This window comes from Gardnerella sp. DNF01159 (assembly GCF_049244215.1).
In the GTDB taxonomy this organism is placed as follows: Bacteria; Actinomycetota; Actinomycetes; order Actinomycetales; family Bifidobacteriaceae; genus Bifidobacterium; species Bifidobacterium swidsinskii.
Genome location: NZ_CP058387.1, coordinates 1113815 through 1126078 on the forward strand (window position 1 = coordinate 1113815; position 12264 = coordinate 1126078).

Sequence of the window (12264 nt, forward strand, 5' to 3'; positions counted from 1 at the left end):
CAATGCGTGTTTAATACTGCTAAAGAATATGTATCTTAAGCTGTTTTATGTGCTTTTATATGCCTTTCAAACCGTTCTTAAGACTAGCTATCATTTGGGCAGTCATAGCGCAACACCTCATAAACTTAAATGTGCTTTACGTGGAAAATTATATGAGCATTCCGCAAAAAACTCAAATATAAGCAATCACAAAACATTTGTTTAACATTTGCAAAATATTACTATTTCTTCTTATAACCTATAGCAACATTACCTGTTTTATTAATCCCTGGTATTTTAAGAACACAAGAGCTTGACTTACAAGAGCCTGGCTTGTCTTTTAAATCAAATTTCCCAACTAAAAATAAAGCTTTAAGTCCTGAACTAGGCAAATTAAACTGTGAGTCAACTAATTTGATTGGCTTATCTCCAAGAGTAACTTTAGACAAATCATAATGAGAATCCAGAATATCTCGTGACACAAAGAGATACAACTCATCCTTATTCATATAGTTATCTGGTATACGAAACTCTTCCCGAGACACCGCTACTGTTTCCCAATGATACGACGCAAGCGCCGCCTTCTCATCATCGTCGGAACATCCAGCAAGAGAAAAGAGAGAACCTAGCAGCAAAAGCATAACAAGACAACTTTGAAAAATGGTTTTACAAAAAATAGTTTTACTTCTCATAACACTACTAGCCTCCTTTTCGTTAACACCACTCTGTATCAAATGATCATAAAACAGACTATTAAGTAAACAAGATCTACCATTCGCTCTGATTACTGTAATAATCTTAATAAATATCCTATTTTTTTTATTAATTTGTCTAGACTATCGACACTAATTTCTTCATTTACTAGCAAACTATAATTTTCATAAACAGCAAGATTCGAAGAAACAGAAGAACCAACATAATCACGCGGTTTAATGCCTCCAACAACATTCCCTCATAAACGAAGCAATCACCTGCAAATCTTCACCCTCATAATACTCAACAAGCAACTTCTTAAACTCAGGAACCTTATTTTCTGGAATAACCAACAAGCCCCTACCGTGAGAAATCAAATAATGATTCGCAAAAATCACAGAAGCCCTCTTATTCCCATCTAAAAATATCTGCGACTTCATACAATAAACGCATAATTCAATCGCAATATCAATAGGCTCTTTCCTTCCAACTCTACCTTCAACATTCTCACTATCTTCCTCACTTTCAACAATATTCCTTATTTTTTCTTTAACATCTATTTCATTAGGAATAGGCGGAATATAAGTAGATCCACCAATCGCAACAGGAACACCCCTAATACGACCGCCGTCTAAGAAAAAACCCTCATTAACAAGCTTCGCTATATGACTGAGCATGTAATAATCAGACCTGCTTAATACAACATCCTCGTCTAAAATAAACTCCCAAGCATGCTTCAAATTCAAGATTTTTTGAACGTCACTCGCAGAAACACCAAACACTTTCCCGTTATCTATAATCTCTTCAGTTTGAGGAAAAGTGGTAGCAACACCTTCCAAAACCGCCTGATCGTAAATATTCGCCTTTAAGTTAGCCCTTGCAAAAGCAATATTGTTCACCAAATCAGCAGATAACTCACTATTAGAATATCCGGCATTCGCAAGCTGCCTTACTACAGCGCGAAGTTCCTTACGCAATTGCCTAGATTCACTTGCATTGCGAAGAAGAAGATTATACAAATCGTCCGAATACACACCAACATACGTGGACGTCAACTTTCCCGAAACACGCTTTCTGGTGTATAAATATTTACCATCTCCACGATTTTTGATTTCAGGAGTACCATCATACGCAAGCAAACTCAAGCGAGCATTAATATCAGCCTTTTTTCTAAGCAATTCTTGCACATCATCATATTTTGCAGCCATCTTCACACTCCTTTTTCACATAAATTGGGGAACATTTACTTAAATAAAATACCGTTTTGTTCCCCAATAATCAATAATGTAGGGAACTTTTTTACAATTTTTACACCGTTTTGTTCCCCAAAATATAAGCAACTAGAGTACACAACTATGGATGCTACTATCTGGCAATCTTCCGATAGTCTTATATTCCTACATATAACCAATCAACCCTACTACCAATATGCCCTACTGCTCTTTGCAATTACTCCAGTGCTATATTCATACGTGTAGGTGCTCTGCATATGAGCATCACTCGGCGACCAGCTTCCATTTGAAGATTTTGAAGCCTTAAACAGAATATAAAGACCACATTTTCCATCCTGAGAGTCCCTGTTATACTGCAGATAGGTAATGTCCGAACGGCTTTCACTCAGAACAAAGTACATATCTCCCTTGGCGGTATAGTTCTCCTTGAACGCAAAGCCTTTCGCCGCAAAATACTTATCAAATATCTTAAGCGCTGCATTTCTTTCCTTCTTTGATTCTAAATCATGCTCAGCGGAATCATGCAAATCGTAATTTTTATCTGGCTCTTCAACCTTTAATCTTGTATCTTTTAATCTTGTATCTTTCCTGTTATTACGATCAATTCTGCTATACCACTCAGATTCACTTATTTTTGGATCAGTATCACTTGAATCTTTCATTGGTCGAAGATACTTAAGGAAAAATGGGCCTTCAGACTTATAAAGATAATACTCAAAAGGAGCATACATATCGTCCACGTGCTCTGTGTATGTACCATTATCATTTTGTTTCACAGAATATCTGCCAACAATAAACAAAACGTCAAAAAATCCAAGACCTAAGATAATCAGCACACAAAGCAGAACATGTAGACAACGAAGTACAATTCTTATACCTATCTTCCGTACACGCGAAATAAGATAGAGATTATAGAAGACACATACAAGAGCAATCGTAATCATCCAAACAACTGGCATTGCCGCGCATATAACATACGCCCAAGTCTGCAAAAGCCACTGATTTGGAAGACGTACCGCAGTTATTCCAAAGAATGCAGTTAGAATACCACTTAACACAAAAAAGCAATAAAGAACCAGCGAGATTCTACCCTTCCACTGTTGCTTACCATAGCTAAGAAAAGATTTGTTACGCTCTACATTCGCACTCCGAAAACGACTATGTATATTGCGCTGCCAAATAACACCAATAACCCAAATAAGAGAAACTACAACAAGAAGCAGAATTGCAAAACAATAGGTGATCCATCCAAAAAGCTGTAGCTTATTGGATGCCATAAAAACAGTTCCAACAATAATTAAGATGGAAAAGATTTCCGCACTCAGCCGCAAAACCTTATACTTTGGCAATTCCTTATTTGCACTGTTAAGGTTCTCACATATTTGCTCATGTGATTCACAATATAGAGGATTTTTCTCATCTGTGGGAGTATGTTCCTGTTTTTCTTTCTCTTTCGTCGACGAATCTGACATTTTTCTATCCCTATATTCTGTTCATATATTCTGTTCCTATATTGCGCTTACGATTTACAATTGTTCTAATTATTCCAGTCGCTTAGCCTGTTCTCTTCTAGCGTAAATAATCGCGAGTATTTGAACTTCTTTTCTACTCTCATCAACACAACGTTTTCTCGTCCATATAAGCAAGCATATTCGATACGCAATATTAAATATATTAAAGACGCTACTTCTATACGAACCAATACTTATAACACATCAAATCGTCAAAATTTCTCTGAACTTTATGTCATGTTCATAAAAGCAAACAAAATCTCGCTTATCACGCCTACGCTGCCTTCGTGAAAACGATACAGTATTTACACAAGCTCCTTAAACCCCGTCTGCCAATGACCGCCAGATTTTAATCGGATATGATTATCACAACTTTCAAAGTAAGATAAATTAACGTAAAATGAGTGAAAATAGTCCGTCTACGACAGTAGTCATCTGCTTGGCTATATAAATTTAAGGAGGTTGTAATGAAGAAATCTATGTATCAAGCTATACGATTATTCCTTTTTTCATTATTATTGCCTCTTTTAGGACTAATCCTTAACTCACTTAGATTGTTTAATCCAGAAATTGTTTATGACTCACCTGTTTTATTTATCGGTATAGCTCACGTATTTGGTTTAACAACGCTTGTCCTTTACTCAATCGTTGTCAATCAAAAAACACTCGAAAACTTAGGAGTTTGTAAAACCATTGCCATAGCGCTTATCGCACCAGCCATTGATTTATTGATATTACAAGAGTCTCCTCAACAATTGGGTAGTAGCTGGATTTACTTATACATTACGTATTTCTTAACCACTGAATGTATTCCAACTATAATTCCAATCATTGTTAAAGAGTTTTTACGAAGAAGAAATCAAAAGCACAAAGCCTAAAATGCACCCACATAATCAGACCTTGACATCAATACTATAGTCTCTACGTACGTAGAGCCTTTTGCTCAAAGAAGAAGAAAACAGTCTTACAGAATCTTACGCAGCTACTGCGGTTCTTCTCCATGGGTGCTGCTTGATAACGAAAATAATATCGGTAAGCACAATACCAACAACTACGCTCACCCATGCCAAACTCGGTGTAAGAAGCCAAGCGAGAACACCGAAGATAAGCAGTCTAAGCAATACAGAAATAGTCAAAAAAGACCAACTTTTTGTTGGGCATTTCTGTTGATCAGCCTTCAATGCACCCATCAGAACCATAACCGCAGCCGCCACGCAAGAAAATAGCATATTGCCCAAGAACATGACAAGCAGCGTGCGCCAGCCACCAATAGTACCAAGCATCCACAATTGCAGCATCAATGCAAGCAAAAATGTGACAACATCGCATACTGCTTCCATCAGCATATTCGCAACGATTAACGAGGAAAATGTTAAAGACACACCTCTAGAAGTGCCTGTTTTACCTGCGCTCGCATGCTGTAATGCAATCATGTTTCTCACCTCGGCGCGCTTTACGCGCTCTTCTTCAAGCATTTGAACGCCAAGCTCAACCGATTTCTTTGAAGCTTCCTGTAATTGCGCATCCGTCATACCTGGCTGCCAAGACTTTTCAAAAACAAACAGCAACACACTAGTAATCGCTGCGCCAATAATAATGCTTAGCAACGTGATATTGGAAACAAGCAATAAAGCAATACCAGAAGTCACCAGAAGCCTGAGCACAAAATCGATGATTCCAATAAGCAAATACCCGTCATCCGGTCTACGATGCCTATACCACTGCAGATACGCTGCACTTAGCAGCGAAAACACCACAACACTCAGCGCGAGTATGACCACAGTTTCCCAACCTAGTACGTGGTGCCCTACGAACTGCTGTACAAGAAGCGAAATAATAAGAGTGCAAATGCCAGCAACAGTTTCTATAATCACATTATCCCAAAAAGCATGCTTGAAAAGCACTGGCCTTACATTCGTCTCACTCATCATCTTTCCTCTATATATTAATCCAATACCTTCTTGTTGTAACATTTCCCCTTGATAGGCTATTTTTCACTTTGTTTTCTAAAATTCCACCATTATTTTCTATAACTTTTATTGAGCCGATATTGTCATCATCACACGTAATTAAAACTTTATGTAGATTCAAAGTCTCTTTACAATATGTAAGTGCCATAGAAAGCATTTTTGTTCCATAGCCCTTCATACATTCAGATTGCCTAACTTCGTACCCTATGTGACCACCATAGTTAATTAAAAAAGAATTTAATTCATGCCTAATATTGATTTCACCAATAAATTTTTCATTATCTATCAGCCAAAATGTAGTGGCTCTAACATAATTTTCAGGCAAATTTATACCATGTTCATAGTTATAAGAACTCTCTACAATTGTCTCATAATTTCTAAAACGTCTTTCAGCATTCGGCCTAAAAATTTCATCTTCTTCATTTGCTTCTATATAACTTTGGATATATTTACTATCTGGTCTAATTAGTCTCATAAGCTCTCCTTATTCCCAATATGTAATTCTATTAAAATTAGAATCCATAATAGTCTGTTTAGCTTTAATAGTATTACTATTAAAAAAAAAATCACTCATACAAGCTTTATTAAAGAAAAATTTTTTATTTTTCCAATTAGTATAGGGTTTTCGCATCCATAAAATTTTTCTTTTCCATAAATCACAGCTTTTACTAGAAAAATGCATGATCCGAACAAATGTCAGAGCCAAAAGTAGAACCAGAACCAGGAATTTTCACCGCACTTATAAACTATAAGTGAAATTTAATGCCAAAATCGATAATTTATAAGTTATAACTGATAAAATAGCAAAATTGCATCTAGAATCTCGAGAAGTGAGCTTAAATCCACCGCATGCTAAACCTTTTAACATTTAGTCTTTACAACCACATTTCTAAACAAAGCCAATCGTCTGAACGAAAACCCGCCAATCATCGGAATGAAAGTTCGCCAATCGTCGGAAAACAATGAAATATCACGCTTGCGCTTTCGATTATAGCTTTCGATTATAGTCGATAATTTATCGTTTCTTACATTTGTTTCTATTATAAACGAAGCAAATCATTTATTTCTTTCCGAGCATCCACGCTTTGAGCACTACTTCTATTACTCCGTAAGTCAATGCGGCCAACGGCCAAACAATCCAACTTTTTCCCCAATCGGACGTAATGAAACTGTAGGCTAAATAAATGCAGACAATTATAAGCCAGTAAGCTTGGAGGAATAACCTAATCTTTGCAGGATAGACAATCTTTTTCTTCGGCTGCAGCAAACGGCAATAGGACGAGCGGACAATATTCGCCTGTACGAATAAATAAACAGCTGCTGCCACCAGAGCAATAGCGACAACTACAAAAAAGCCGGATGAAAGTTGATAAAATTTCGGCGCTATATCCGAAATTATAAGAAAAATAAAAGCAACCATACATAAAACGACACCGCTGACCGTCCGCAGCACATACGACGGCATGAATCGTTCCAAGCGTTCTTTGAGCACACTGTCAACGCCGTAAGCCGTTTCAAAGTCCTCTTTTTCCAAATATTGATAACGCTTTCCGTGGAAACTCTGAATAATAAAAATAGCTACAGCAACGGTAATAATCGCAACACTAAATGCTAAGCCCATAGTTTTACCGACTTGCGCATTTACTGTGTGAGAAAGCAAAAGATCACTGCCGACCAACGGGATTGCCGCCAGAATACAAAGAAGAACACCTAGAGCAACATAGGCGGCAAATGATATTCTGTGAGCAATATAAGCGGAGGCTTCTTCCAGCTCAATTACCCGCATGCGAACGCCAGCTTCTTCCTGCCAGGCATTTCCATCTTCATTGACGTTCTTCCCCATAACATCAATTTCATCTTTTACAAGAAGATCTGTACTAACACCAAACAAACGGCTCAATGCAATTATCCGTTCCATATCCGGGATACTTTGTGCGCCTTCCCATTTGGAAACAGCTTGGCGACTGACGCCCAATTTGTCCGCCAATTCTTCCTGCGACCAACCGTTTTGTTTACGCAGTTCCAATATTTTATCTGCTAAAATCATAAAAACATCTCCATTTCAAACTAGAATTCATCATGATCATGGTAAAATTATATCTGAAACAGCAGTTGCGTAGTAGCAAGTGCAGTTGGCAATTGCCGTTAAAAGCGCAATTTCTGCCGACAAATGAGCGCAACCGACCGCCAATTCGTTTTCTCTCATTTTCACACCGCGCTTTCCAATCATCTTCACTGATGCCGCCAAACATTGGAATAATATCTCGCCAAACGTCGGAATAAAAGTTCGATAGCGCGCTAACTATTGTAATCTTGATAATATTATGATACTTTTTTGATAAAAGGAGGTTGATACTATGATCAATATTCGCCCAGTTTCCGATTTAAGAAATAAATTCCCAGAAGTAGAAGAAACAGTTATAAATTCAAATACACCAGTATTCCTTACAAAAAACGGTTATGGAACTATGGTTCTCATGAGCATCAAACAATACTCTGCTCTCACTGACGACATCGAAAGAAAACTCGACGAAGCAGATACTTTTGCCGCAAATACTTCTACGCGTCTTTCTAAAGACGACGTCTTTGATAGTGTAAGGAGAAGGGATTAATCAACACGAGAACACCCTTACTACAGGATTAATGTACGCAACTTTTCTATTTTTTACGTTGTCATCGACGACACTATGGAAGTGCGAAGACTTCTATACTCAAAACGAAATATTGACGCACTACTGGAATAACTATTCCTAATAACAATCATTATTATGCTAACGGTTATTAAAAAAGCTATCGTTAAAGGTTTAAAATTGACTTTATAGCCTGATTTCAGGCATGATATCCATTCTACTAACACCATGCCCATGCAATATTAAATTGTTGTCTGGGAGCCTTGGTGTTCTATGGAAATACACAGGGTTCCCATAGATAGCTACACAGCTTTTTACCTCTTAGATGAAGATAAATGTAGCGTGACGATTGTTCGTATCTTTTATACAGTCGGAAACATCGAAAATATTATCAACAACAAATAATGGGAATTCGACAATATGTGACATATCTTTCTAAAAGCCCAATGTAACGTTTTATATGGTCAAAATCATGACTTGGTGCCAATGAACTTTTTTGACGCACAGGTCAAATAATTTCAGTAGACTAGCCAGATGCAAAGAATATGCATTCTTATATGTGTGCAAAAATCGAATTTCATTTCTTATGATCAACTGTCATGTAAAAACACTAAAAGCATGTACAAAAGCCGGAAAATAAAAATCAGGAGAATGCGGAAATCAAAACTGAAAACCACATTCTTCTGACCAATTCCCAACCAACTACCGGTTCCCGGTTCTTACTTATCACGCAACTTACCAACTTGCGTAAATTCCTTATCCCCAACACACATCTTCTTATCAGTGAACTTTACTCGCATCATTCTGCTAATAATATACTCATCCGTTATCAGCACAAAAAATTGCTTTTCTTTTTTATTCACCAAGTAATACTGTTCACTGCCAATGCTCTCTACCGCTTTACCGAATGCAAACGTATCAAACAAAGGAATATCACCGAACAAAGTAGTAATACACCCGATAAAATTATCCATAAACTTTTCAGACGAATTTGGAATAAACTTCGTCACCGTGAGCATAATAATTTCAGCGTCTGCATATTCATCGCGAATAATTTGTTCCTTTATCTTGATTTTCTTACGAACACCCAATTTTGCATTAAGACCATACTTCGCTAAATCAATAGGCTTCTTAATGATTGACAAATCAATAGCATTGTCTTTATCCAACAAATAGTCGACAGTAACGCCCAGCGCATCCGCAATCACCTTCAAATTTGCAACATCCGGCAGACCGCGACCGCCTTCCCACTTCGCTACCGCAGCACGCGAAACCATAATCATTTCAGCAAGTTCTTCCTGAGTTAAACCCGCTTCCACGCGCGCATTTCTGATTTTTTCTCCCAACAACATCGTATAACTCCTTTCATTGGCTATAAGTTTTCGTTCTTAACGATTATTTGTTTTGCTCGTAATGCAATTAATAATCGCACTGCGTAATTACATGCTAACGAGCAACATATGAATAGAAAAGGAACGAACGATAACACAAGCGTTACGAATCGTAACACGGCATTTTCTTAGCACACGCGCACATAATTATGTGAAAATAGCTGTTTCAAAAGAATTTATACAAAACTAACAGAGAACGTACAAAATCCAAGGTGCACGAGCCATACAACACAATGCGCCGAAGACCGATATCCACCTCATTGCTCTGCTCTCATTCATGCCAATCCCCAACAACGAACGTACGGAATAAGGCAACAGAAACATACGTTTGTTGTCAAGTGCATGCTGGGATATATAACACAGAAAGCAAACAGTTTCAGAGTACAGAAGGAAAAGTTTCATTGTATCCAAGAGTTAAGAAACTAGAACTAGCATTTTGTAGTGTATATATTAGTGAAAAGTACTTGAAATACTAGTTCGCTAATTAACGAGTTTCCCCTATTTATTGAGCGCAATATAAATTGAAATTAGGCATGAAAAAGACGATAGATTTTTTTCTTTTTTCTATCGTCTTACAAATTTAGTATTCAATTTTTCAGTTCAACAAACTAGGATTGACTTATTCGAAAATTTTAATAAATCTCTTTTGCGTCTTATCACATACATATCCTATATTTTCATAGAATTTATGTGCTTCCGTTCTTGCTTCTGCTGAGTTTAACCTGATAAACTTAAGTAATTTTTGTCGAGAATCCATTTCTAAATGATTCATCAATTTTTTTCCAATGCCTCTTCCTTGAAACTCTGGTAAAACAGCTAATCCTAGAATATTTAATCCACACTCTGAATAAAGACTCTCATACATTTCAGCATGTACAAATCCAACAACTTTATGCAAATCCTCATCCTCATAAACATAAATCACATGATGCTTTTTATCAGCTGATAGTTTTATGATTTGATTCTCTACTAACTCTGTAGAAACAGTATATCCTAAAGAAATATCACATATTTCTCGTATAGATTGAGCATCTTCTTTTTTTATTTTTCTAATCATTTCATCGCCTCCACAACTCCAAATTTATATAGTTCTACCATATCGAATATACCCTCGACCATATAGTTATAATAGTAAATCTTACAATCTTGTAATTACCGTATTTCTATTAAGCTTAACCTTGCCTTTTCTCTTTATATATTCTTCAATATCAAACACATTCTTCCTGTCATAATCTTCTAAGAAATAATGTTTATGTAACGATCTCTTGCCATAATAGCGGGATTCATTAATATCTTTCATCTGAAATTATATGCTCTATTCCACTATGCTCCGATTTAAGATATTCTTTCATAAATGTCGGGTAAGCCTTGCACTTATCAAGCTCATCTATAGGTAACCAATGCATTGTCTCTTTAGCACCTGACTCTGTAGTACTATGGCTCGTAAAATCTCTTTTGCCCAGGGACTTCATCAAGTAGTAGAATGTAAGCTCATGGAAGTCTACTCCATCTAAGCCGGAGCTGCCGATAAATAAGTTCTCGTGTACGACAGCAAGGTGATCGACCTCGTAATTAAGACCTGTCTCTTCAAATACTTCTCTCTTCACGGCCTCTTCTGATGTCTCGCCCATGTGAACCGCTCCGCCAACTGAGTAGTAATAGTCGTCCTCATCATTTCCTGCAAATAGCACACAACCTTCTTCTACTATGATGGCTGCTGCTCTATACCTAAATGCTTTTTTATCGTTAATAAATCCGCAATTATGCTCCATAGTTTACTCCTTTATTTTTTATCTAATGACTGTGACTTATGGTTCAAATGAAAACAAGTTCCCAATCTGAATTGAAAATCCAAGTGATTGATACATTTGTATATCACACTGTGCACAAGCAACAATCATTGAACTTATTGCACTCGACCCTAGAGCGTTGATATCTTCCCTCATACAGCAAAATCGCACTCAAAAACCGCGAGAACCCAGCTTAAAGCCGCTTCGCATTAAACCTTTTAACGATAGCCCTCGCTAAGCCCTGCTACACAAGGGCAAACTTGCACCCACCTAATCAGCTTTTGACATCAATACGACACTCTCGACGTGCATCAAAGTCAAGTGAAAGATTATAGTTACGTGGAAAATGCTCTTCAGCAGCATACTCCACATCATCTTTATTCGGCTCATAACCATGCTTAAGATTAAAATGCTGGATATATTCTTCTTTCCAAGCTTCAATCTCAGCTTTTTCTTCAACAGTTCTAGTAGGACGCAGGTTCTTATTGTTGTAGTAAACCTCACTGTCATCCATTGAGTGAAGCATCTTAATATCAGCTTCAGTGACACCATTTTCGCCCGGCTTAATCTCGATAGTTTCTTCACTATAACTACCATCTTCATTACGAACACAACTTGTATACTTATACGTTGCTCAATCATTGCTATTAGTTTTGCGAGTCCTCATGCTCACCCTTCCCGCCTGCAGCGGTAGGGTGAAGACACATACAAAAAAGAGCCGATACTTTATGAAGTACCGACTCTAATACCTGAAAAACAGCCATAGTAGAATAGAGGTACTTCATAGGAGTCATGAAAAACCATGAGGATCCTATTGACGTATCTCATCGCCCTATAGCTAATCAGGCTTTAACTGTTTACTAGTAGTGTCTTATTGATTAATCATTAACCACAATCTTGTTAATTGTTCCAAAAATTCTTATAACATTTACCCGCTCTTTCTTAAAACCTGTATCATGAGTGTAAAAAAGAGTGGAATAATCTCGTTTTTATAACAGTTTGACATGTAAAAACCACACTTGCCTTGAAAGCTACGTGCTTTGAGGTTTAAGCGTTAACAATGTTTTC

The 12264-nt window shown here is 37.1% G+C and carries 12 protein-coding genes and 1 pseudogene; 2 read left to right on the top strand and 11 right to left on the bottom strand.

The features are described from left to right. Window positions 1–221 precede the first annotated feature (221 nt). The 3 genes from HXT39_RS04345 to HXT39_RS04355 form a co-directional block, all read right to left on the bottom strand. Complete coding sequence (locus HXT39_RS04345; RefSeq protein ID WP_102702976.1) at window positions 222–671, bottom strand: hypothetical protein; 450 nt, start codon at window positions 669–671, stop codon at window positions 222–224. A gap of 237 nt (window positions 672–908) precedes the next feature. After that, window positions 909–1880, bottom strand: coding sequence for a Fic family protein (locus HXT39_RS04350; RefSeq protein ID WP_102702975.1), 972 nt, complete (start codon window positions 1878–1880; stop codon window positions 909–911). A gap of 212 nt (window positions 1881–2092) precedes the next feature. After that, window positions 2093–3376, bottom strand: a complete 1284-nt coding sequence (locus HXT39_RS04355; protein ID WP_421793267.1) for a YcxB family protein — start codon at window positions 3374–3376, stop codon at window positions 2093–2095. Window positions 3377–3882: 506 nt separating this feature from the next. Between HXT39_RS04355 and HXT39_RS04360 the strand changes: the two genes are divergently transcribed. Further along, window positions 3883–4293: a hypothetical protein gene (locus HXT39_RS04360; protein WP_102703440.1), complete on the top strand. Its 411-nt coding sequence runs from the start codon at window positions 3883–3885 to the stop codon at window positions 4291–4293. 96 nt (window positions 4294–4389) lie between these two features. Here the strand turns inward: HXT39_RS04360 and HXT39_RS04365 are convergent, their stop codons facing one another. The 3 genes from HXT39_RS04365 to HXT39_RS04375 all read right to left on the bottom strand — a co-directional run bounded on the left by HXT39_RS04365 (window position 4390) and on the right by HXT39_RS04375 (window position 7432). Then, a complete protein-coding gene (locus HXT39_RS04365) occupies window positions 4390–5343 on the bottom strand; it encodes a hypothetical protein (RefSeq protein ID WP_165845969.1) in 954 nt (317 codons plus the stop codon). Between the two features lie 10 nt (window positions 5344–5353). Continuing rightward, window positions 5354–5860 carry a GNAT family N-acetyltransferase gene (locus tag HXT39_RS04370; protein ID WP_102703439.1) on the bottom strand — a complete coding sequence of 169 codons (507 nt, stop codon included), beginning with the start codon at window positions 5858–5860 and terminating at the stop codon, window positions 5354–5356. Window positions 5861–6445: 585 nt separating this feature from the next. Continuing rightward, window positions 6446–7432, bottom strand: coding sequence for a helix-turn-helix domain-containing protein (locus HXT39_RS04375; RefSeq protein WP_102703438.1), 987 nt, complete (start codon window positions 7430–7432; stop codon window positions 6446–6448). 310 nt (window positions 7433–7742) lie between these two features. On the opposite strand from HXT39_RS04375, the gene HXT39_RS04380 reads away from it, so the two are divergent. After that, a complete protein-coding gene (locus HXT39_RS04380; RefSeq protein ID WP_004110957.1) occupies window positions 7743–7997 on the top strand; it encodes a type II toxin-antitoxin system Phd/YefM family antitoxin in 255 nt (84 codons plus the stop codon). Between the two features lie 737 nt (window positions 7998–8734). On the opposite strand, the gene HXT39_RS04385 is transcribed toward HXT39_RS04380, so the two are convergent. The 5 genes and pseudogenes from HXT39_RS04385 to HXT39_RS04405 all read right to left on the bottom strand — a co-directional run bounded on the left by HXT39_RS04385 (window position 8735) and on the right by HXT39_RS04405 (window position 11710). Next, window positions 8735–9367, bottom strand: coding sequence for a helix-turn-helix domain-containing protein (locus HXT39_RS04385; RefSeq protein ID WP_076002747.1), 633 nt, complete (start codon window positions 9365–9367; stop codon window positions 8735–8737). 658 nt (window positions 9368–10025) lie between these two features. After that, window positions 10026–10463, bottom strand: coding sequence for a GNAT family N-acetyltransferase (locus HXT39_RS04390; protein ID WP_102703437.1), 438 nt, complete (start codon window positions 10461–10463; stop codon window positions 10026–10028). An 81-nt stretch (window positions 10464–10544) separates the two neighbouring features. Then, window positions 10545–10661, bottom strand: a pseudogene (locus tag HXT39_RS04395) (conjugal transfer protein TraG); the annotation flags it as partial. A gap of 31 nt (window positions 10662–10692) precedes the next feature. Further along, complete coding sequence (locus tag HXT39_RS04400; RefSeq protein WP_102703435.1) at window positions 10693–11178, bottom strand: NUDIX hydrolase; 486 nt, start codon at window positions 11176–11178, stop codon at window positions 10693–10695. A gap of 292 nt (window positions 11179–11470) precedes the next feature. Further along, window positions 11471–11710 (bottom strand): hypothetical protein, encoded by a 240-nt coding sequence (locus HXT39_RS04405; RefSeq protein WP_233186359.1) that lies wholly within the window; start codon window positions 11708–11710, stop codon window positions 11471–11473. Window positions 11711–12264: the final 554 nt, after the last annotated feature.

What these genes read in the sequence shown, in the direction of transcription:
- HXT39_RS04345 (WP_102702976.1), bottom strand. Translation starts at nt 671, where the DNA reads ATGAGAAGTAAAACTATTTTTTGTAAAACCATTTTTCAAAGTTGTCTT.
- HXT39_RS04350 (WP_102702975.1), bottom strand. Translation starts at nt 1,880, where the DNA reads ATGGCTGCAAAATATGATGATGTGCAAGAATTGCTTAGAAAAAAGGCT.
- HXT39_RS04355 (WP_421793267.1), bottom strand. Translation starts at nt 3,376, where the DNA reads ATGTCAGATTCGTCGACGAAAGAGAAAGAAAAACAGGAACATACTCCC.
- HXT39_RS04360 (WP_102703440.1), top strand. Translation starts at nt 3,883, where the DNA reads ATGAAGAAATCTATGTATCAAGCTATACGATTATTCCTTTTTTCATTA.
- HXT39_RS04365 (WP_165845969.1), bottom strand. Translation starts at nt 5,343, where the DNA reads ATGAGTGAGACGAATGTAAGGCCAGTGCTTTTCAAGCATGCTTTTTGG.
- HXT39_RS04370 (WP_102703439.1), bottom strand. Translation starts at nt 5,860, where the DNA reads ATGAGACTAATTAGACCAGATAGTAAATATATCCAAAGTTATATAGAA.
- HXT39_RS04375 (WP_102703438.1), bottom strand. Translation starts at nt 7,432, where the DNA reads ATGATTTTAGCAGATAAAATATTGGAACTGCGTAAACAAAACGGTTGG.
- HXT39_RS04380 (WP_004110957.1), top strand. Translation starts at nt 7,743, where the DNA reads ATGATCAATATTCGCCCAGTTTCCGATTTAAGAAATAAATTCCCAGAA.
- HXT39_RS04385 (WP_076002747.1), bottom strand. Translation starts at nt 9,367, where the DNA reads ATGTTGTTGGGAGAAAAAATCAGAAATGCGCGCGTGGAAGCGGGTTTA.
- HXT39_RS04390 (WP_102703437.1), bottom strand. Translation starts at nt 10,463, where the DNA reads ATGATTAGAAAAATAAAAAAAGAAGATGCTCAATCTATACGAGAAATA.
- HXT39_RS04400 (WP_102703435.1), bottom strand. Translation starts at nt 11,178, where the DNA reads ATGGAGCATAATTGCGGATTTATTAACGATAAAAAAGCATTTAGGTAT.
- HXT39_RS04405 (WP_233186359.1), bottom strand. Translation starts at nt 11,710, where the DNA reads ATGGATGACAGTGAGGTTTACTACAACAATAAGAACCTGCGTCCTACT.